The organism is Paracoccus endophyticus (assembly GCF_003286075.1).
Lineage (GTDB): Bacteria > Pseudomonadota > Alphaproteobacteria > Rhodobacterales > Rhodobacteraceae > Paracoccus > Paracoccus endophyticus.
This window is the reverse complement of the sequence record NZ_QLUV01000007.1, coordinates 121,912-141,625: the sequence shown is the minus strand read 5'-3', so window position 1 is coordinate 141,625 and position 19,714 is coordinate 121,912. Positions and strand designations below refer to the sequence as shown.

Here is a 19,714-nt window from a genome sequence, read left to right as displayed (position 1 = left end):
CGAAGCTGCGGGGACGCGGACCCGGGCTGATCGGTGCCACGCAACGACCGACATGAAATCGCACGCGTGGACCAAGAAGGGCCCACGACCCCTCCCACGCGGGCCGCCAGGGATCGGTGTGGTCGGGCCTAGCGGCCGACGCGGCGCAGGCTGCGATCCAGGGCGTCCAGAAAGCGTGCCCGGTCCGCCTTGGTGAAGCCGCGTCCCCGGCCCTGCCAGAACGGGTCGGCGGCGCGCAGGTCGGCCATCAGGTCCCGTGTCGCCAGGACATTGCCGATGTTCTCCGCGCTCAGCGCCTCGCCGTTGTGGCGCAGGACCTGCGCCCCGCGCTCGACGCATTTCGCGGCCAGCGGGATGTCCCCGGTGATGACGACGTCGCCGGGCCCGGCGCGGGCGGCGATCCACTTGTCGGCCTCGTCAGGCCCTTCGGCCACGATCACGCTCTGGATCAGCGGGTTCGCGGATGGCCTGATTCCGCCGTTCGACACGATCACCACGCCGACCCGGTGCCGTGTGGCCACGCGCTCGACCTCGGACTTTACCGGGCAGGCGTCGGCATCCACATAGATCACCATCCGGGGTCGCCCCTTTCTGGCGGCAAGGCCGCCGGTTCGGGGCTGGATGCCCGCTCGGTCATCGCGCCGCAAGGCCGCAGGGGCATCGTCATCCAAGCCGGTCCAGTGTCAGGCCGCAGCCGACCCCGCCGAAAAACCGGGTCAGCAGCGTCGCAAAGACCGCAGGCGCGCCCTCGACGGCCGCGAACAGCGTGGCCGAGGAGCGCAGCTTGCCGGCATCGACGGGACCGAAGATCGCCTCGGCCGTCCGGTCGCGATGGCCCAGCACCGCCTCGCAGCACGCCACCAGCCGCGGCCCCAGGGTGGGGTGGGCCAGATAGCGGCGCGCCTCGTCCAGATCCGCGATCCCGTAATGGTAGGACATTTCGGACCGACCCAGCCCGCGCAGCTGCGGAAAGATGAACCACATCCAGTGGCTCTGCTTGCAGCCCTGCCGCAGTTCCGACAGAGCGGCGTCATAGGTGTCGTGCTGCGCCGCGACAAAGCGGTCCAGCGAGTGTGCAGGTGCCTGGCAATGCGGCATCGCCATCTCCTTTCAAGTGGCGCGGACGCCGGGTCATGGCCTGCGGACGACCCGGTCCGGCGCGTCCTCAGGGAACGATCAGGTACTTGGACCCCGTCGCCTTCTTCTGATAGGCCCTCGCGATCTCGGGCTTCAGGGCATCGGCAAGGCTGATCGTGGCCGTATAGTGGCTGGCAAAGGTCGTCGTCATCTCGGCCGCGACGCGCTCGTGCATCCGCTTGACGATCGCCGGGTCGGTGCGACCCAGGACGTGGAACAGAAGCCAGCCACCGATGCTCCAGCGAAAGCCGAAGCCGCGCCTGAGGATCGTGGGCCCGGTGTCGAGCGCGCCGTAGATGTACACCTGCTTCATCGTGGCCGAGCCGTAGCGGTCATAGCTGTCCATGCTGCGGGCGGCCACAGCCTCCATCGCGTTCAGGATGAGGCTGGTCATCTCGCCGCCGCCGATGGCATCGAACGCCAGCGTGGCGCCCGTGGCGGCGATGGCGTCTTCCAGGTGCTGCGGGAAATCCGGGGCGCTGCTGTCCACGACATGGGTGGCCCCGATCCCGTGCAGCAGTTCGGCCTGCTGCGGACTGCGGACGATGTTGACCAGGCCGACTCCGTCGGCCTTGCAGATCCGCGCCAGCATCTGCCCCAAGTTCGAGGCTGCCGGCGCGTGAACGATCGCCTTGTGCCCCTCGGCGCGCATCGTCTCGACGAAACCCAGCGCGGTCAGCGGATTGACGAACAGCGCCGCCCCCTGGGCCGCGCTGGCGCCGTCCGGCAGGACGATGCAGGCGTCGGGGCGGACCAGACGCAGTTCGGCGTACATCGCGCCGCCGATCATGGCGACGCGCCGTCCGACCAGATGCTGCAGGTCGGGGCCAGCCGCGATGACGGTGCCCGCGCCCTCGTTCCCGACCGGCATTGACTGCCCCAGACGCGCACGCACGGCCGCAACGCCCGCGGGTGGGACACGGGCGGTCAGCACCGGCGCGTCCTCGCTCCCTTCGGCCCGCAGGGTGGCCATGTCGGCGGGTCCCAGCAGCAGCCCCAGGTCCGAGGGGTTGATGGGCGCCGCCTCGACCCGGACCAGCAGCTCGCCGGGCCCGGGGTCGGGGACCGAGACGCGTTCCAGCGTGATCCGCAGCGTCCCGTCCGGGGTGATGGTCGATCTCAACTCAAGGCCGCTTCGTGACATGCTGTCCTCGCACCGTGCAATCCTGGTCCGCATGGGACAGGGGTCCGGGCGCCTTGTCCAGCCGCGCGTGCGCGTTTCGGCGGGCAACCCGTCCCCCGACCGGCGCCTGCGCGATGCTGTCGGGGCCGGGCCGTGCCGTCCGGGCCAAGGCGGTTCAGCGCCGCTTGCCGCCCGGCTTCTGGATCTTGTTGCCGCGCGGTCCGGTCTGGACCGGGGTGTTGGCGCGGTTTTCCTCCAGCAGCTTGCGCCACCGGGCCAGTCGCGTCGGGTCCAGCGTTCCGGCGGCGACCGCCGCCTGCACCGCGCAGCCCGGCTCGTGGGCGTGGGTGCAATCCCTGAACCGGCACAGCGGCGCCAGTTCGACGATCTCGGCAAACAGCATGTCCAGCCCGGCCGAGATGTCGCTGACGTGCAGCGTCCGCATGCCGGGCGTGTCGATCACCCAGCCCCCGCCGTCGATCGCATGAAGCGAACGCGAGGTGGTCGTGTGCCGCCCCTTGGCGTCCGCCTCGCGGATGCTGCCGGTCGGCTGGGCCTGATCGGGCGTCTTGGCCGCAAGCGTGTTCAGCAGCGTGGACTTTCCGACCCCCGAGGATCCGACCAGCGCCACGGTCTGCCCGGGACCGCACCACGGGGCCAGGGCCGCGGCGGCCTCGGGCGCCTTTGCGTTCAGCAGGACGACGGCCAGTCCGCGCTGCAAGGCGCGGGCCTGATCGTGATACGGTGCGGCATCATCGACCCGGTCGATCTTCGTCAGGACGATCACCGGGTTCGTCCCGGCCTCGTTGGCAAGGGCCAGATAGCGTTCCAGCCGTGCCGCATTGAAATCGTCGTTGCACGACGTGACGATGAACAGCGTGTCCACGTTCGCCGCGATCAGTTGCGGCGCCCGCCCCCCCTCGGTCCGTCGTTGCAGCAGGGCCTTGCGGTCAAGGCGGCGGACAAGGACGTGGGTGGCCGGGTCCACCAGCACCCAGTCGCCGACGGCAAGGTCGGTGGTGGCGCTGTGGGTCGCAAGGGTCAGCCGCAGGGGACCGAACACGGACTCCGCGCTCAGTCTGGACCGATGGACCGACGCGATCCGCACCGGGGAAAGGTCCGTTTCGTCCGGCTGGACCTGATCGGCGAAAAAGGCCGACCAGCCAAGCGCGGCCAACGACGATGCGGTCTGATCTGAGCCCTGGGTCACGCCAGCCTGCATGAGCGCGGCGCGCGCCTGTCGCAAGCCCTATTTCGCCCCGTGCCGGCTGGCAGGGCGCGGCGACCATCGAAGACGCCCTGAGACGCCGGGGCGGGATGCAGCCGGTGGGGGCATCTCTTCACGGAAAAGCCGCGCGCAAGGGGCGGACTTTACGGGAAGAATCCCGCGCCCCGCAGGAGAGGCGAAATCAGCGGAAATGACTGGCTGGGGCGGTAGGATTCGAACCTACGGTACACGGTACCAAAAACCGATGCCTTACCACTTGGCCACGCCCCAACCGTGCGGGGGTGTTTATCCATGGGGGCGGGGGGGTGCAAGAGGGGCCAGCGCAAAAACTTGTGGAATGCCGTTCCTGCTTGTATCGCGCGGCCATGGACCGGGCAGATGTCGTCATACTGGGGGCCGGCGCGGCCGGGCTGTTCTGTGCGGGCAGCCTGGCGGGGCAGGGGTTGCGGGTGGTCGTGATCGATCATGCCGCCGCCCCGGGCGAAAAGATCCGCATCTCGGGCGGGGGGCGGTGCAACTTCACCAACCTTGCCACCAGCCATGACCGGTTCCTGTCGCAGGTGCCGCGGTTCTGCGCCTCGGTCCTGGCGGGCTACAAGCCGCAGGACTTCGTCGCGCTGGTCGATCGTGCGGGGATTGCCTGGCACGAAAAGACCCAAGGCCAGCTGTTCTGCGACGGCAAAGCCACCCAGATCGTGCGGATGCTGGTGGATCGCATGGCCCCGGCTTTGCTGCGCCTGGGGACGGCCGTGCACGACATCCGCCCGGACCAGGGCGGGCTGGTCGTGGACACCGACGCAGGGCCGGTCGCAACGCCGCGGGTGGTGCTGGCCACGGGCGGACGATCGATCCCCAAGATGGGCGCGACCGGCGTCGCCCATGACATCGCGGCGCGGCTGGGCCACCGGATCGTCACGCCGCGGCCGGGGCTGGTGCCGCTGACCTTTGCCGAACAGGCGCTGCACCTGACCCGGCCGCTGGCGGGCGTCTCGGTCGAGGCCGTGGCGCGGGCCGGGCGCGCCGCGTTCCGCGACGGGCTGCTGTTCACCCATCGCGGCCTGTCGGGTCCCGCGATCCTGCAGGTCTCAAGCTTCTGGGCGCCGGGGGACGAGATCGCCATAGACCTTGCGCCCGATGCGGATGCGTCCGCGATCCTGCGGGCGGCCAAGCGCGACGGCGGGCGTGGCCGCGTGGCCGGCGCCCTGGCGCGGCTGGTGCCCGACCGGCTGGCCGCCGTCATCGCCGACGAGGCGGGCCTGCCTGCCGCCCGGCTGGCCGACCAGCCGGATGCGCGGCTGGACGCGCTGGGGCGGCGGGTGAACGACTGGCGGCTGCGCCCCGTCGGATCGGAGGGGTGGCGAACGGCCGAGGTCACGGTCGGCGGCGTGGACTGCCGCGACCTGGATGCCCGGACGCTGGAATCCCGACGGGTGCCCGGCCTGCACATCGTGGGCGAGGCGGTGGATGTCACGGGCTGGCTGGGCGGGTACAATTTCCAGTGGGCCTGGGCGTCGGGCCACGCGGCCGCCCGGGCGATTCTGCACGCGCGCACGGCCGTTTCCTGACAGGATGCCGCCGTCGGCTGCGCCGCCGCACCGACCCGCAACCGGCCGGCTTCGCGGACCGGCTGTCGCGTTTCGCCGCGAAGGTGGAGGCGGATCATGAACCCCAACCGGGACCTGTGGGAAAAGGGCGATTTCACGCGGCTGGCGGCGACCATGCGGGCCGGCAGCGATGCGGTGGTCAGGGAACTGGGTGTCACACCGGGTATGCGGGTGCTCGACCTCGCCTGCGGCGACGGCGCGACGGCGCTGCCGATGGCGCGGCTGGGCGCCGAGGTGCTGGGCGTCGATCTGGCCCGCAACCTGGTCGCGGCCGCGCAGGCGCGTGTCCGGTCCGAGGGGCTGACCAACATCCGCATCGTCGAGGGCGACGCGATGGACCTGTCGGACCTGCCCGACGACAGCTTCGACCTTGTGCTCAGCATGTTCGGGGCCATGTTCGCGCCGCGCCCCCTTTGATGTCGCGCGCGAAATGGTGCGCGTCGCCCGGCCGGGCGGGCGCATCGTGATGGGCAACTGGATCCCGGACGACCCCACCATGCCTGCGCAGATCCTCAGGCTGGCCGCCGAATACGGGCCGCCGCCGCCGCCGGGCCTTGTCAGCCCGTCCCTGTGGGGAACCGGGCAGGCGGTGGTCGAACGCTTCGGGCAGGCCGGAATCCCGGCCGGGGCAATCGCCACGCGGCCGGCGGTCTTCGACTTTCACCTGGACAGGCCGCCGTCCAGCCTGACCGACATCTTCGTCAGCAGCTTCGGCCCGATCATGCGGGTGTTCGAGGCGCTGGGCCCGGGGCCACGCGCCGACGCGCTGCGCGCCCGGATGGATGCGCTGCTGGAGCAAGAGAACCTAGCGCAGGACGGCACGACGCACATCCGGGCGCGATACCTGATGGTCACGGTGACGGTGACGGACGCGCCCTGAGAGGGGCGCGCAAGGCGCGCGGGATCCTGTCGCGCATTGCGTCGTCAGCCCATGACCGGATCGGCCTTGGCCAGCCGGTCGAACGCCATCAGGCTGTCGATCAGCGCGGGCATCCGGTCCAGCGGCACCATGTTCGGCCCGTCCGAGGGCGCGCGGTCGGGGTCCTGGTGCGTCTCGATGAACACCCCCGCGACGCCGACGGCCACGGCCGCCCGCGCCATGACCGGGGCAAACTCGCGCTGGCCGCCGGACGAGCCGCCAAGCCCGCCGGGCTGCTGGACGGAATGGGTCGCGTCCATCACCACCGGCCAGCCGGTCCGCGCCATGATCGGCAGCGACCGCATGTCGGCCACCAGCGTGTTGTAGCCGAAGCTGGCCCCGCGTTCGGTCAGCAGGATGCGGTCATTGCCGGTCGAGGCGACCTTGTCGGCCACGTTGGCCATGTCCCAGGGGGCCAGGAACTGCCCCTTCTTGATGTTGACCACCGCGCCGGTCTGCCCCGCGGCCAGCAGCAGGTCGGTCTGGCGGGACAGGAAGGCGGGGATCTGGATGATGTCGGCCACCTCGGCCGCGCGCAGGGCCTGCCCCGCGTCATGCACGTCGGTCAGCACCGGGCATCCGACACGCTCGCGCACGGCCCCCAGCATCGCCAGCCCCTCGTCGATGCCGACCCCGCGCCGGCCCGCCAGCGAGGTCCGGTTGGCCTTGTCGTAGCTGGCCTTGAACACAAAGCCCGCGCCCGCACGCCTGCAGGCGGCGGCCAGCACCTCGGCGATCGCCAGCGCGTGGTCCAGCGTCTCGAGCTGGCAGGGACCGGCGATGACGACCAGAGGCAGGTCGTTGCCGAACGTCACGCCGCGGACGGCGACATGGCGGATCATGACGACACCTGTTCGCGCAGGATCGAGGCGGTCAGCGACAGCATCAGGTAAATCCCCGAGAAAATCAGGAAGGCGACCAGCGTGTTCTGGAAGGCCTTGGGATAGGTCGGCTCGTCCGGGGGCACCGGGGCGACCGACAGCGACAGATAGCGGACCTGCTTGTTGGCCTCGATCCGGGCCGTCTCCATCTGCGCGGCCGCGGCGGCCAGCAGCTCCTGCCGGGTGGCCAGATCGCTTTCGGCGATGCGGATCTCACCCGAGATGGCGGCCAGCGAGGTGCGCTTTCCGGTATCCTCGGTCAGTTGGGCGCGCGTGTCCGCAATCATCTGTTCCAGCCGTGCGATGTCGCCCCGAACGCCCAGAACGCGGCTTTGGTTCGGCCGCGGGTTGGATTCCAGCTGGCCCAGCTCCAGCCGCTTCGCGCTCAGCTGCCCCTCAAGCACGGCGATCTGGTTCATGACCACGGTGCCCTCGGCCAGCGGGTCCAGCACGCCCATCTGCTCCTGCAACTGCTGCACGCGGGCCTGCGCCTGCTGCACCTTGGCCTCGGCGTCCGCATAGCTTTGGACCGCGCCCTCCATCTGGTCGTCGCGCAGGCGCGCGGTCATCTGGTCCACCTGCCCCTCGGCATAGCGGATCAGCGCCAGCGAGAACTGCTCGCTGAGCTCGGGATCGGGGGCCACCACCTCGAGGTCGATCACCCCCTCGGTCGGATCATAGCCGATCTTCACCGATTTCTGGTACAGCCGATACGCGTCTTCGTTGCTGGCGTCGGCGGGCAGGCGCAGGATGGGGTCCAGCGACGGGTCCTGGAAGGCGCGCTTGAACCCCAGCTCGCCGTCCAGGCGCATCATCGCATCGCGCGAGTTCAGATAGCTTTGCACCGACACGCTGTCCGGGTTGGTCGCCAGTTGCGTGCCGGAAAACAGGCTGCCGAGTTCGCCGCCGCCCGAGGCCTGGGCCTGCTGGATCTGGAACTGCGCGTTCGTGGCGTAAAGCGGCGTGGCCTGCGTGAAGTAATACCAGCCCGCGACCAGCGTCGGCAGGCCCACGAACAGCGCCAGGCGAACCATCAGCATCGCCAGCCGGCGGCGGCGGCGGCGGGCGATGTCGCGCTGGATGCGCCAGATCTCGGCCGCGCGCCGGTCCTCGGTCAGCGCCTCGCGCGAGGGCAGCGCCTGACCCGGCGCGCCGACAGGGCCGGGGGGCGCCATGGGCACGATCTCGCGCCGGCGGGTGCGGTCGGGCAGCATGTCGCGGGGCAGCGTCGCGGGCGCCTGGGGCGAGGGCGCGGCCTGCGCGGCGCTGCCCGCGCTGGACAGGATCTGCCCGACAGCGGCGCGGTGAAAGGGGTCGATGCCGCGTTCGCGCAGCCGCAGCACGGCCTCGTACTCGGATGCGACCTCGATGCCGTGCATCGCGGCGATCCGGGCGGCCATCCGCAACTGGCGCGAGGTCAGGTTCTCGGCGCGCACGGCGGCCAGCGCCTCGACCTCGGTCGGCGCATCGGCAGGCGGCGGCGCGGGGGCGTCATCGGCTGCCGCATCGTCGCCCGGCGTCGCCGGTTCCCCGGCGCGGGCATCCTGCGCCTTGGCGCTGCCGGGGAAATGCATGGCGCCGAAGCCGTCATCGTCGGTCGCAAAGGGCTTGGCCGCGAACGGGTTTTCATCCTGGGCGCTGCGGTCGGGCGACGGCCGGGCCGCGGGCGCGTCGTTGCGTCGGACGACCTCGACCCGCACCGGCGGCGTCGGCGCGGCCCGGCCTGCGGCCGCCGCCAAGGGGCCGCGCGCGGCGACGACGGGCGATTCCCCGCGGGTCAGGTGAAAGCGGCGGACCTTAGGCGGTGTAGTCATAATATTGCTTGGCCTCGTCCAGACTGTCGAACATGTAAAGCCGTCCGTCACGCAGCACGGCCGCCTTGCGGCAGAATTTCTCAAGCGTTCCGGCCTGGTGGGACACCACCACCACGGTCGCGGTCTTCAGCCGGTCGAACAGCACACTGCCGGCCTTGCGGTTGAACTCGACATCCGTGGTGCTGGGCATGCCTTCGTCGATCAGGTAGATGTCGAATTCCAGCGCCAGCATCAGCGCAAAGCTCAGCCTTGTCCGCATGCCGGCGCTGTAGGTCCCGACGGGACGGTCGAAATACTCGCCGATGTCGCACAGCCACCGGCAGAACGCCTCGACATAGTCGGGATCGAGGCCATAGATCCGCGCCACATAGCGCGCATTCTCGTTCGCCGACAGCTTGGCGATGATGCCGCCCATGAATCCCAGTGGGAACGAGACGCGGCAGTTCGCGCGGATATGCCCCTCGTCGGGCTTTTCCAGCCCGCACATCATGTTGATCAGCGTGGTCTTGCCGGTGCCGTTCGGCGCAAGAATCCCCAGGGACTGGCCCAGATCGACGCGGAACGAGGCGCGGTCCAGAATGACCTTGCGCTGCGTTCCGGTCCAGAACGACTTGGAGACGTTGTCGAATTCCAGCATCGCAGAAGGGCGTTCCTGAACATTGCACCGGCACGGGGGCGACCGGCCCGGTCGGGCTGCACGTGCCGGTTGTCCAGCCGCGCTGGCCCGGACCTTATGCGGGTGCCGTCCCGGTGTAAATCGGCGCGCCGCCGATCCTGAGAATGCGGGGTTTAATCCGGCCGCAGGCGTCCTAGCTTTGGTCCATGATGACGAATGACAGGGCAGGGAACCAGCACGGCGCCGGCACGCAGGCGGAGGCGTCGGCGCGGACGGCCGCCGTCGCGGCCGATCTGGCACGATGCCGGCTGTGCGCGGATCGCTTCGCCGGAACGGCCACCGCGCACACGCCCCGGCCGGTGGTGTGGTTCGCGCCCGGCGCGCGGGTGCTGGTCGCCAGCCAGGCGCCGGGGCTGCGGGTCCACAACTCGGGCCGGCCGTTCGACGATGCCTCGGGGCGGCGGCTGCGCGATTGGATGGGCGTGGACGAGGCGACGTTCTGGGACCGCTCGCGCGTGGCGATCGTGCCGATGGGATTCTGCTTTCCGGGCTATGACGCGAAAGGGTCGGACCTGCCGCCGCCGCCGGTCTGCGCCGCGACCTGGCGGGCGCGGGTGCTGGACGGCATCCGCCCGCGCGTGACGCTGCTGATCGGGGGCCACGCGATCCGCTGGCATCTGGGTCTGCGCGACGTCACGGCCGCGGTGGCGGGCTGGCGCGACCATGCGCCCGTCGTGTTCCCCTTGCCTCATCCGTCGTGGCGCAATACCGGCTGGCTGAAACGCAACCCGTGGTTCGAGGCCGAGGTGGTGCCGGAACTGCGCGCAACCTTGGCGAGGGTGCTGTGACCGATCCGACCGACCTGACCGCGCTGGACCGGCTGTGCGCCGTGCCGTTCCACGATGCCGACGCCCCGCTGCGCGCCGCGATCCTGCGGCAACTGGCAGACACCGAACTGCACGCGGCGCTGGCCGCGGACGCCGCCGCCGACATGGCCGAGCTGCGGATGTACGACCTGCCCAACGTGACCGTCGCCCTGGCCGCCGACGACGCGGCGGCGCTGGCGGGGTTCCTGGGCGGGCCGGTCGCCCATGTCTCGCTGCCCGGCCGCGTTCTGGCCGCGGCGCTTGCGGCCGAGGGACGCGGCCTGCTGGTCAATCCGGGACGGCGGTCCGAGATGCTGCTGGATGCCGCCGCGCTGGCATGGCTGGGCCAGGCGCTGGCCATCGTGCCGGACGCCGCCGAGGCCGCCCCCCGCCGCCTGACCCAGCCCCGGCCCGACGCCGTGGCGGCGCTGGCCGAGCCGCTGGCGCAGCGCCTGTCCGACATGGCCGGGCGGATCGCCGGGGCCGCCCTAGTCGGCGCCGACTGGCCCGACGGGCGCCAGGGCCATCTGCTGGTGGTCGCGGGCGCGGGGGCCGACGACCGCCCGGCGCTGGCCAAGGCCCTGGCCGAGCTGCTGGCTTTTCTGCCCGAGATCGCCGGCGGGGTGGATGTCACGTTCGAGCCGCTGGCCCTGCCGCCCGGCGCGCTGCGGATCGAACCCGCGCCGCCCGCGCCGGCGCCCGCCCCCGTCCGCCGCGACCCCGACGCGCCGCCCCGGCTGAAGTGGTAGGGACCGGCGCCTGACCCATGCACGGCGCCTGCGCGCAGCCCCCCGCCTGCGGCTGCGAACGCGTCCGATCCCCCGCAGGCGGCACCGCCCCGGTCAGGCTCAGTACCCCCGTGCGCGGTCCACGAGATAGCGCAGCGGCTGCCCCGCCATGGCGCGGCGCAGGTTGTCGGCCACCACGGCCGCCGCTGTCGCGGGCCGCGTCTCGGCCGCGATGTGGGGCGTGACGGTGACGCCGGGGTGCGACCAGAACGGATGCGCGGGGGGCAACGGTTCGGTGCGGAACACGTCCAGCACGGCGTGGCCCAGATGCCCTGACTCAAGCGCCCCGATCAGCGCCCTGTCGTCGATCAGCGTGCCGCGCCCGGGGTTGATCAGCCACGCCCCCCGCGGCAGCATGGCCAGCCGTTGCGCGTCCATCAGGTCGCGGGTGTCGGCCGTGTCGGGCAGCAGCGTCACCAGGATCTCGGCCCCTGCCAGCACGTCGTCCAGGGCGGCAGCGCCCCCCTGAACCGCAATTCCCGGCACCGGCCGGCCCGACGCGGACCAGCCACTGACGCGGAACCCCGATGCCCCCAGCGCCTGGCCCACGGCGCGTCCCAGCTCGCCCATCCCCAGGACCGCGACGGATCGCTCGGCGGCAAGGGGCGGCACCAGATCGTTGCGCCACACCCCGTCCTGGGCATAGGCGTCCATCCCCAGATGCGCCCGCAGCACCCAGCCCGTGCAATAGTCCACCATTCCCCGTGCAAGGCCCGGATCGACCATCCGGCACAGCGGCTGGGTCAGGGTGGAGTTGCCGACGATGCGTTCCACCCCGGCCCACAGGCTTTGCACCACGCGGGCGTTGACAAAGGGCGCAAAGTCCGCCGCGCCCCCGTCCTCGGGCCAGCCGGGGGCATAGATCACCGCGTCGAACGTCGCGGGGTCGCCGGCCGCCAGATCGCCCGAGCGGGCCAGCGTCATCTCGGGGCAGGCGGCGCGCAGAGACGGGGCCCAGGCGTCCCACAGCGCATCGCGGGCGGCAAAGAAGACCTTCACCGCGGGCGGTTCACATGGGCCGACTGGACGATGCCAAAGGCCATCAGCAGGATCATCAGTTGCGTTCCCCCATAGCTGACCATCGGCAGCGGCACGCCCACGACGGGCAGAAGCCCCATCACCATGCTCATGTTGACGGCGAAATACAGAAAGAACGTGGCCGCGATCCCCAGCGTCAGAAGGCTGGCGAACCGGTCGCGGTTGGTCAGCGCCGAGTAGAGGCAGAACGCCAGGATCAGCGCGTACAGGCTGAGAAGCGAGACCGTGCCGATGAACCCGAACTCTTCCGCCAGCGTCGTGAAGATGAAGTCGGTGTGCTTTTCCGGCAGGAAGTTCAGCCGCGACTGCGTGCCCTGCATGAAGCCGCGACCCGACCAGCCGCCCGACCCCAGCGCGATCTGCGCCTGCGTGATGTTGTAGCCCGCGCCCAGCGGGTCGCTGGACGGGTCGAGGAACGTGTCGATACGGCGGAACTGATAGTCGTGCAGCAACTGCCAATCGGTGCCACGGCTTTTCATGACCGCAAACACCAGCCCGCCCACCAGCGCGATCACCGCGCCGAAATACCACAGGCTGACGCCCGCCACGAACATCATCAGCCCGCCCCCCGCGACCAGCATCAGCGAGGTGCCCAGGTCCGGCTGGACCAGCACCAGCGCGGTCGGGGTCAGGATCAGCAGCACCGGGATCAGCACCCACAGCGGCCGCGACACCCGGCCCAGGTCGAGCCAGTCGTAATAAGCCGCCAGCAGCAGGACCAACGCGATCTTCATCAGCTCGGACGGTTGCAGCTTGACGGGCCCCAGGTCCAGCCAGCGCTGCGCGCCCATGGCGTTGTGGCCGACCACGTCCACCAGCACCAGCAGGCCCAGGCAGACCAGATAGGCCACGACCGAGATGGACCGCCAGAACCAGATCGGCACGAACGCCAGCGCTACCATCGCCACCATGCCGACGCCAAAGCGTTCAAGCTGCGGCTCGGCCCACATCTCGGCGCGGCCGCCCGACACCGAATACAGCATCAGAAACCCCGCCGAGGCGACCGCGGCCAGCAGGAACACAAGCGGCCAGTTCATATGCAGGATCTTGCGCCAGCCGGTGGGCGTCTGGTCGGACCCGTAATCGAGATAGCTCACCCCAACCCCCTATGCCCTGGCCCGGCCGGCGGCCTGCGCGACCGGGACGGGGGCCAGCCGCATCCGCGCCTGCATCTCGGCGATGCCGTCGCGCTGTCCGGGCGGATAGGCGTCCAGCGGCGGAAGACCGCCCGCCAGCGCAAACAGCAGGATGTCGCGCGCCACGGGGGCTGCGACGGCCGAGCCGCCGCCGCCATGCTCGACCACGACCGACACGGCATAGCGCGGCGCCTCGACGGGGGCATAGCAGACGAACAGCGCATGGTCGCGCCGTTCCCACGGCAACTGGTCGTTCGAGATCACGCCCCGCGCCCGTTCGGCCGCCGTGATGTTGCGGACCTGGCTGGTGCCGGTCTTGCCCGCCATCCGCCATTCCGGCGCCACGATCCGCGATTTCCCGGCCGTTCCCCGGTCCCCGTTCATCACCGCGTCCATGCCGGCGCGCGCGATGTCCAGATGCGCGCCCGCCAGGCCCAGGTCGGCAAAGGCATCGGCCGGCACGGCCGCGCCGTCGATGGCGCGCACCAGCCTGGGGCGGACCTCGCGCCCGGTGGCGACTCGCGCCGTCATCACTGCCAGTTGCAGCGGCGAGGCCAGGACATAGCCCTGCCCGATGGACGAGTTGATGGAATCCCCGACCTGCCAGTCCTGGTCATAGCGCGCCTTCTTCCACGCGCGGTCGGGGGCGATGCCTTCCGCAATGGCCGACATCGGCAGATCATGGCGCACCCCGATCCCCAGCCTGCGGGCCATGGCTGCGATGCGGTCGATCCCCAGCTTCTGCGCCAGCTCGTAATAGAAGACGTCGCATGACCGTTCCAGGCTTTGCACCGGCCCGACCGAGCCGTGGCCGCCCCTGCTCCAGCAGTGAAAGCGCCGGCCCGCGACGGTGGTATAGCCGGGGCAGTAGAAATGCGATCCCCCGTCGATGACGCCCGCGTCCAGCCCCGCCAGCAGCGTGACCATCTTGAAGGTGGACCCCGGCGGATAGACCCCCTGGACGGTCTTGTCGGCCAGGGGGCGGTGGTCATGTTCCATCAGCGCCCGGTAATCGGCACCCGAGATGCCGCGGACGAACAGGTTGGGGTCAAAAGTCGGGGCCGAGGCGCTGGCCAGGATGTCGCCGGTCTGCACGTCCAGCACGACGGCGGCAGCACTTTCCTCGCCCAGGCGCTGGATGGCGAAGTTCTGCAGGGGCGCGTCCAGCGTCATCTGCACCGTCGCGCCCTGCTCGCCCTCGATCCGTTCCAACTCGCGCATCTCGCGCCCGGCGCTGTTCACCTCGACCTTGCGGGTGCCGGCCTTGCCGCGCAACTGCGGCTCCAGCTTGGCCTCGACGCCCAGCTTGCCCAGTTGGAACTCAGGCAGCATCAGCACCGGGTCGGGATTCTCGATCTTGGACAGGTCGTAATCGCTGACCGGGCCGACATAGCCCAGCACATGGGCAAAGTCGCCGCCGCGCGGATAGCTGCGCGACAGGCCGGATCCCGGCGTGACGCCGGGCAGGGCAGGGGCGTTGATCGCGATCGAGGCGAACTGGTCCCAGGTCAGCCGGTCCGCCACGACGACGGGCGTGATGGCGCTGCGCCGGCCGATGTCGGCCAGCAGCGCCGCGACGGCGGTGTCGGTCATGGGGATCAGGTGACGCAGCCGCGCGATGACGACGGCGGGGTCGCCCGCCTCCTCGCGCGTGATGGTGGCGCGATAGTTCGCCTCGTTGCCCGCGATGACGATGCCGTTGCGGTCATGGATCAGCCCGCGCGCCGGCGGCAGCAGCCGCAGCTTGATCGAGTTGCCGTCGCTGAGAAGGCGGAACTCGTGGGCGCGGTCCAGCTGCATGGTCTTCAGCCGCCAGCCCAGCGTGGCGACCACGGCGGCTTGAATGCCGCCCAGCATCAGGCCCCGGCGGGTGATGCTGCGGCTGCTTTCGACGATCTCGCGGGCGGATTTCTTCATGGCAGCGTCAGACCGGTTCGGTTTCGCCGGGCGCGGCGCGGCGCAGCCCGACCAGGGTGCGGGCCAGCCAGACCACCAGCGGATAGGCCGCGACCGTGGCGATCAGTCGCAGCAGGTCCTGGCCCAGCGGCGGCATCGGCGCCAGCGTCTGCGGCACCGCGAGGATCGTCCGCAGGACCCGGTCGGCCAGCATCATCAACCCCATCAAGGTGCCCACGCCCAGCCATTCAACCAGAAACCTCTGCTCTCGCCAACGATGCTCGCGCAGTCGTGCGGCCTCGGACCCGACGACCAGGATCACCGCGCCCAGCCCGATCGGCCGCATCAGCAGCACGTCCGCGGTCAGCGCCAGCGCGGCGATCACCAGGACCGGCACCTGTTCGGGCCGGCGCAGCACCCAGGCCAGCGTCAGCGCCGTCAGCAGGTCCGGGCCGGGCCAGCCGACCCGTCCGGGCGCCAGGGGCAGCAGCGCGAGGATCAGGATGGCAAGGCTGATCCCGACATAGCCGGCCAGCCCCCACAGCCGGCGCCCGCGGGCCGGGTCAATCATTGCTGTCGGCCTCGCGCGGGGACTGCGGGGCGGGCGGCACGGCGGGGGCGGGGGCGCTGGCGGCGGCCGCGGCGCGGCTGGCGGCATCCGGCTGGGGCGGCCCCTCGGCCGTCGTCGCGGGCGGGATCGACGACGGTCCGGCGGGCTGCGGCATCGGCGGACCGATGAAGCCGGGGCGCGGCGGCGGGATCAGCGCGCCGGTGTCGGACAGATCCTCGGCCGCGTGGCTGCGCAGGACGCGCAGGAACTCCAGCCGGCCATAGTCGGCGGCCAGCCGGACGCGCATCCGCCCGTCCGACGCCAGCACCGCCTGGCCGACCAGCAGCCCCGGCGGGAACAGCCCGCCGTCGCCCGAGCTGATCACCCGGTCGCCGGGGCGGACATCCTCGGGGCTTTCGAGGAAATCGAGAACCGGCAGGGCGCTGTTGTCCCCCGTCAGCAGCGCGTGCTGCCCCGAGGGCTGGATCGTCACCGGCAGCCGCGACGACGGGTCGGTCAGCAGCATGACGCGGCTGGTGGACTGGCCCACCCCCGAGATGCGCCCGACCAGCCCCAGCCCGTCCATCGTGGCCCATCCGTCCAGAATGCCATCGCGCGCACCCACGTTCAGCAGCACCGACTGGCGGAACGCGGTGCCGCTGTCGGTCATCACCACGCCCGACACGCTGGTCAGCGCGGGATCGATGCGGACGTTGTTCTGGGCCAGCAGCTTGGCGTTTTCCTGTTCAAGCTGGACGGCGGCCTCTTTCCAGGCCGACATCTTCTGCAGCTCGCGCCGCAGGTCCTGGTTCTGCTCATAAAGCCGCGCATAGGACTGGAACCCCGTCACCATGCGGCTGATCCGCGTGACCGGGGCCATCACCCAGTCAAAGGACGGAACGAAGCGGTCCACGAAGGCCGCCCGCATGCGTTCCGCGCGCGGGCTGTCGATGCGCCAGAACACCAGCAGCACCAGCAGCGCCAGCACCAGCAGCGCCACCAGAATCCGGCGCACCGGCGTGGCATAGTCGTAGCCGCGGCGCGCCATCGCAGGCGGCCTCAGGTGTCATAGTCGATGACGTGGCGCAGCTGCTTTTCGTATTCCAGCGCCTTGCCGGTGCCCAGCGCCACGCAGCTCATCGGCTGGTCGGCGATCGAGATCATCAGCCCGGTCTGCTCGCGCAGCGCCAGGTCCATCTCGCCCAGCATGGCGCCGCCGCCGGTCAGCATGACCCCGCGGTCCACGATGTCGGCGGCCAGATCGGGGGGCGTCGCCTCAAGCGCGATCATCACCGCCTCGCAGATCTGCTGGACGGGCTCGGCCAGCGCCTCGGCGATCATCGCCTGGGTGATCTCGACCTCCTTGGGGACGCCGTTCAGCAGGTCGCGGCCGCGCACCATCATCGTGGCGCCGCGTCCGTCGTCGGGCATCCGCGCGGTGCCGATCGCGTTCTTGACCCGCTCGGCGGTCTGCTCGCCAATCAGCAGATTGTGATGACGGCGCAGATAGTTGATGACCGCGTCGTCCATGCGGTCGCCGCCGATGCGGACCGAGCGGGCATAGACCACGTCGCCCAGCGACAGCACCGCCACCTCGGTGGTGCCGCCGCCGATGTCCACGACCATGCTGCCGGTCGGCTCGGTGATGGGCATGCCCGCGCCGATGGCGGCGGCGATCGGTTCCGAGATCAGGCCGGCCTTGCGGGCGCCGGCCGACAGCACCGACTGGCGGATGGCGCGCTTTTCCACCGGCGTCGCGCCGTGGGGCACGCAGACGATGATCTTGGGCTTCGAGAAGGTCGTGCGCCGGAACGCCTTGCGGATGAAGTGCTTGATCATCTCCTCGGCGCTGTCGAAGTCGGCGATGACCCCATCGCGCATGGGCCGGATCGCCTCGATGCTGCCGGGCGTGCGACCCAGCATCAGCTTGGCGTCCTCGCCCACGGCCAGGACCTGCTTCTTGCCGTCCTTGACGTGATAGGCCACGACCGAGGGCTCGTTCAGGATGATGCCCTTGCCCTTGACATAGACCAGCGTGTTCGCGGTCCCCAGGTCGATTGCGATATCGGTCGAGAACAGACCCCCGAATGCCATGACGCTTATCCCTCAGCCGCGTTTTTCTTTTCCGGTCGATGCCCGCCGCACGAGTCGTCCGCGACCTGACCAAGCGACGTTCCCTATAGGGGGTCGCAACCGGCGGGGGAACCCCTGGCGGCAGACTTGCCGGACAGGGCAGGCGCAGACCCGCCCCCTTTCAGGCGCCGGGCACAGGGTGCCCCGCCATGCGGCCGGGCGGCCGGGGATCACGGGGAATACATGCTGATCGACTTGGTGTCGCTGTCGGGCGCGGTCTTTTCGCGGCGCACCTTCAGCCGGTTCAGCGCCCCGACATAGGCCTTGACGCTGGCCAGGATCGTGTCGGTGTCGGCGGCCTGGCCCGTGGCGATGCGGCCGTCCTCCTCCAGCCGGACGCTGACGGTGGCCTGCGCGTCCGTGCCCTCGGTCACGGCATGGACCTGATACAGCTGCAAGGTCGCGCTGTGGGGGAACAGCGCGTTCACGCAGTTGAACGCCGCGTCCACCGGGCCGTCGCCCCGCATCTCGACCGTGCGGTCGGCGTCGCCCACCACCATCGTCAGCGTGGCGGTCGCCGGCTCGCCGCCGCCGCAGACCACGCGCAGCGTCCTGACCTGCAGGAAGTCGCTGTCGGTGTTTGCGGCGCTGTCCTGCACCAGCGCGACAAGGTCGTCGTCATAGACCTCCTTCTTGCGGTCGGCCAGCGCCTTGAAGCGCACGAACACGTCTTTGAGCTGGTTGTCCCCCAGCTCATAGCCCAGGTCGGCCAGCTTTGCCCGCAGCGCGGCGCGGCCGGAATGCTTGCCCATGGCGATGTTGGCCTCGTTCAGGCCGATGTCGGCGGGGCGCATGATCTCGAACGTCTCGACGTTCTTCAGCACGCCGTCCTGGTGGATGCCGGATTCGTGCAGGAAGGCGTTCTTGCCGACGATCGCCTTGTTGAACTGCACCGGAAAGCCCGACACCTGCGACACGCGGCGGGAAATGCCCATGATCTTGCGGGTGTCGACGCCGGTGGTGAAGGGCATGATGTCGTGGCGCACCTTCAGCGCCATCACCACCTCCTCCAGCGCGGTGTTGCCGGCGCGTTCGCCCAGGCCGTTGATGGTGCATTCGATCTGGCGCGCGCCCGCCTCGACCGCGGCCAGGCTGTTGGCGGTCGCCATGCCCAGGTCGTCGTGGCAGTGGGTCGCAAAGACCACCCTGTCGGCGCCGGGCACCCGGTCCAGCAGCATGGCAATCAGGGCGGCGGATTCGCGGGGCGCGGTATAGCCGACGGTGTCGGGGATGTTGATCGTGGTGGCGCCGGCCTTGATGGCGATTTCCACGACGCGGCACAGATAGTCGTGCTCGGTCCGGGTCGCGTCCATGGGCGACCACTGGACGTTGTCGCACAGGTTGCGGGCATGGGTCACCGTCTGGTGGATGCGATCCGCCATCTGGTCCATGTCCAGGTTCGGAATGGCGCGGTGCAGGGGCGAGGTGCCGATGAAGGTGTGGATGCGCGGCTGGCGCGCATGCCTCACCGCCTCCCAGCAGCGGTCGATGTCGGGGATCTGGGCGCGGGCAAGGCCGCAGATCACGGCGTTGCGGGCCTGCCGGGCGATGTCGCTGACGGCGGCAAAGTCGCCCTCGGACGCGATGGGAAAGCCCGCCTCGATGATGTCCACGCCCATCTCGTCCAGCATCTGGGCGATTTCCAGTTTCTCGGCATGGGACATGGTGGCGCCGGGCGATTGTTCGCCGTCGCGCAGGGTGGTGTCGAAGATCAGGACGCGGCTGGGATCGTGGGTCGGGGTCATGGGGGCTTCTTTCTGGCTGGTCTGGGGATCGCCGGGCGCTGCGCCAGTCGAGCGGCGGCCCGGCGGGACCCGCTCAGCGCAGCGTAAGAAGCAGCAGGCCGCGAAGGGTCACGACCCGCGCGCCGCCCCAGGGGGCGCCCACGGCAGAGGTCGAGGCAAGGATGCGGGTTCGCGCCATGGCAGCGACTATACCCCGCCATGGCGCAAAGGAAAGGGGGTTCGGCCGCGGATCGGCCGTGC

Annotated in this window: 19 protein-coding genes and 1 tRNA gene; 5 read left to right on the top strand and 15 right to left on the bottom strand. The window is 70.5% G+C overall.

What is annotated here, in order from left to right:
- Nucleotides 1–128: 128 nt before the first annotated feature.
- From DPQ23_RS10205 to DPQ23_RS10185, 5 genes are all read right to left on the bottom strand, one after another.
- Nucleotides 129–575, bottom strand: a complete 447-nt coding sequence (locus tag DPQ23_RS10205) for a YaiI/YqxD family protein (protein ID WP_112874581.1) — start codon at nt 573–575, stop codon at nt 129–131.
- Nucleotides 576–663: 88 nt separating this feature from the next.
- A complete protein-coding gene (locus DPQ23_RS10200) occupies nt 664–1,098 on the bottom strand; it encodes a DUF1810 domain-containing protein (RefSeq protein ID WP_112874604.1) in 435 nt (144 codons plus the stop codon).
- A gap of 67 nt (nt 1,099–1,165) precedes the next feature.
- Complete coding sequence (locus DPQ23_RS10195; protein WP_112874603.1) at nt 1,166–2,281, bottom strand: zinc-binding dehydrogenase; 1,116 nt, start codon at nt 2,279–2,281, stop codon at nt 1,166–1,168.
- 154 nt (nt 2,282–2,435) lie between these two features.
- Nucleotides 2,436–3,482 carry a ribosome small subunit-dependent GTPase A gene (gene rsgA, locus DPQ23_RS10190; RefSeq protein ID WP_112874580.1) on the bottom strand — a complete coding sequence of 349 codons (1,047 nt, stop codon included), beginning with the start codon at nt 3,480–3,482 and terminating at the stop codon, nt 2,436–2,438.
- A gap of 201 nt (nt 3,483–3,683) precedes the next feature.
- Nucleotides 3,684–3,758: transfer RNA gene (locus tag DPQ23_RS10185), tRNA-Gln, on the bottom strand.
- Between the two features lie 95 nt (nt 3,759–3,853).
- Between DPQ23_RS10185 and DPQ23_RS10180 the strand changes: the two genes are divergently transcribed.
- The 3 genes from DPQ23_RS10180 to DPQ23_RS15730 all read left to right on the top strand — a co-directional run bounded on the left by DPQ23_RS10180 (nt 3,854) and on the right by DPQ23_RS15730 (nt 5,972).
- Nucleotides 3,854–5,053 (top strand): BaiN/RdsA family NAD(P)/FAD-dependent oxidoreductase, encoded by a 1,200-nt coding sequence (locus DPQ23_RS10180; protein ID WP_112874602.1) that lies wholly within the window; start codon nt 3,854–3,856, stop codon nt 5,051–5,053.
- A 96-nt stretch (nt 5,054–5,149) separates the two neighbouring features.
- Complete coding sequence (locus DPQ23_RS15735) at nt 5,150–5,509, top strand: class I SAM-dependent methyltransferase (protein ID WP_205961433.1); 360 nt, start codon at nt 5,150–5,152, stop codon at nt 5,507–5,509.
- 49 nt (nt 5,510–5,558) lie between these two features.
- Nucleotides 5,559–5,972, top strand: coding sequence for a hypothetical protein (locus DPQ23_RS15730; protein ID WP_205961432.1), 414 nt, complete (start codon nt 5,559–5,561; stop codon nt 5,970–5,972).
- A 44-nt stretch (nt 5,973–6,016) separates the two neighbouring features.
- Here DPQ23_RS15730 and kdsA read toward each other — a convergent pair whose 3' ends face one another.
- The 3 genes from kdsA to DPQ23_RS10160 are packed head-to-tail and all read right to left on the bottom strand — an operon-like array spanning nt 6,017 to nt 9,343.
- Nucleotides 6,017–6,853, bottom strand: coding sequence for a 3-deoxy-8-phosphooctulonate synthase (gene kdsA / locus DPQ23_RS10170; RefSeq protein WP_420818578.1), 837 nt, complete (start codon nt 6,851–6,853; stop codon nt 6,017–6,019).
- Nucleotides 6,850–8,706, bottom strand: a complete 1,857-nt coding sequence (locus tag DPQ23_RS10165) for a KpsE/RkpR family capsule polysaccharide export protein (protein ID WP_112874579.1) — start codon at nt 8,704–8,706, stop codon at nt 6,850–6,852. Before DPQ23_RS10165 ends, kdsA begins: the two co-directional genes overlap by 4 nt.
- Entirely contained in the window at nt 8,690–9,343 is a 654-nt protein-coding gene (locus DPQ23_RS10160; RefSeq protein ID WP_112874578.1) for an ABC transporter ATP-binding protein, read from the bottom strand. Before DPQ23_RS10160 ends, DPQ23_RS10165 begins: the two co-directional genes overlap by 17 nt.
- Nucleotides 9,344–9,528: 185 nt before the next feature.
- Between DPQ23_RS10160 and DPQ23_RS10155 the strand changes: the two genes are divergently transcribed.
- Nucleotides 9,529–10,170, top strand: a complete 642-nt coding sequence (locus DPQ23_RS10155; protein ID WP_112874577.1) for a uracil-DNA glycosylase family protein — start codon at nt 9,529–9,531, stop codon at nt 10,168–10,170.
- A complete protein-coding gene (locus DPQ23_RS10150) occupies nt 10,167–10,937 on the top strand; it encodes a hypothetical protein (protein WP_240602616.1) in 771 nt (256 codons plus the stop codon). Before DPQ23_RS10155 ends, DPQ23_RS10150 begins: the two co-directional genes overlap by 4 nt.
- A 99-nt stretch (nt 10,938–11,036) precedes the next feature.
- Here DPQ23_RS10150 and DPQ23_RS10145 read toward each other — a convergent pair whose 3' ends face one another.
- The 7 genes from DPQ23_RS10145 to DPQ23_RS10115 all read right to left on the bottom strand — a co-directional run bounded on the left by DPQ23_RS10145 (nt 11,037) and on the right by DPQ23_RS10115 (nt 19,474).
- Nucleotides 11,037–11,975 carry a 2-hydroxyacid dehydrogenase gene (locus DPQ23_RS10145; RefSeq protein WP_112874576.1) on the bottom strand — a complete coding sequence of 313 codons (939 nt, stop codon included), beginning with the start codon at nt 11,973–11,975 and terminating at the stop codon, nt 11,037–11,039.
- Nucleotides 11,972–13,111, bottom strand: a complete 1,140-nt coding sequence (gene rodA, locus DPQ23_RS10140; protein WP_112874575.1) for a rod shape-determining protein RodA — start codon at nt 13,109–13,111, stop codon at nt 11,972–11,974. The genes DPQ23_RS10145 and rodA overlap by 4 nt, the downstream gene beginning before the upstream one ends.
- A gap of 9 nt (nt 13,112–13,120) precedes the next feature.
- A complete protein-coding gene (mrdA, locus tag DPQ23_RS10135; RefSeq protein WP_112874574.1) occupies nt 13,121–15,067 on the bottom strand; it encodes a penicillin-binding protein 2 in 1,947 nt (648 codons plus the stop codon).
- Nucleotides 15,068–15,074: 7 nt separating this feature from the next.
- Nucleotides 15,075–15,617: a rod shape-determining protein MreD gene (locus DPQ23_RS10130; RefSeq protein ID WP_112874573.1), complete on the bottom strand. Its 543-nt coding sequence runs from the start codon at nt 15,615–15,617 to the stop codon at nt 15,075–15,077.
- Nucleotides 15,610–16,644, bottom strand: coding sequence for a rod shape-determining protein MreC (gene mreC, locus DPQ23_RS10125; RefSeq protein ID WP_112874572.1), 1,035 nt, complete (start codon nt 16,642–16,644; stop codon nt 15,610–15,612). Before mreC ends, DPQ23_RS10130 begins: the two co-directional genes overlap by 8 nt.
- 11 nt (nt 16,645–16,655) lie before the next feature.
- A complete protein-coding gene (locus DPQ23_RS10120) occupies nt 16,656–17,690 on the bottom strand; it encodes a rod shape-determining protein (RefSeq protein WP_112874571.1) in 1,035 nt (344 codons plus the stop codon).
- 209 nt (nt 17,691–17,899) lie between these two features.
- Nucleotides 17,900–19,474: a 2-isopropylmalate synthase gene (locus tag DPQ23_RS10115; protein WP_112874570.1), complete on the bottom strand. Its 1,575-nt coding sequence runs from the start codon at nt 19,472–19,474 to the stop codon at nt 17,900–17,902.
- Between the last annotated feature and the right edge of the window lie 240 nt (nt 19,475–19,714).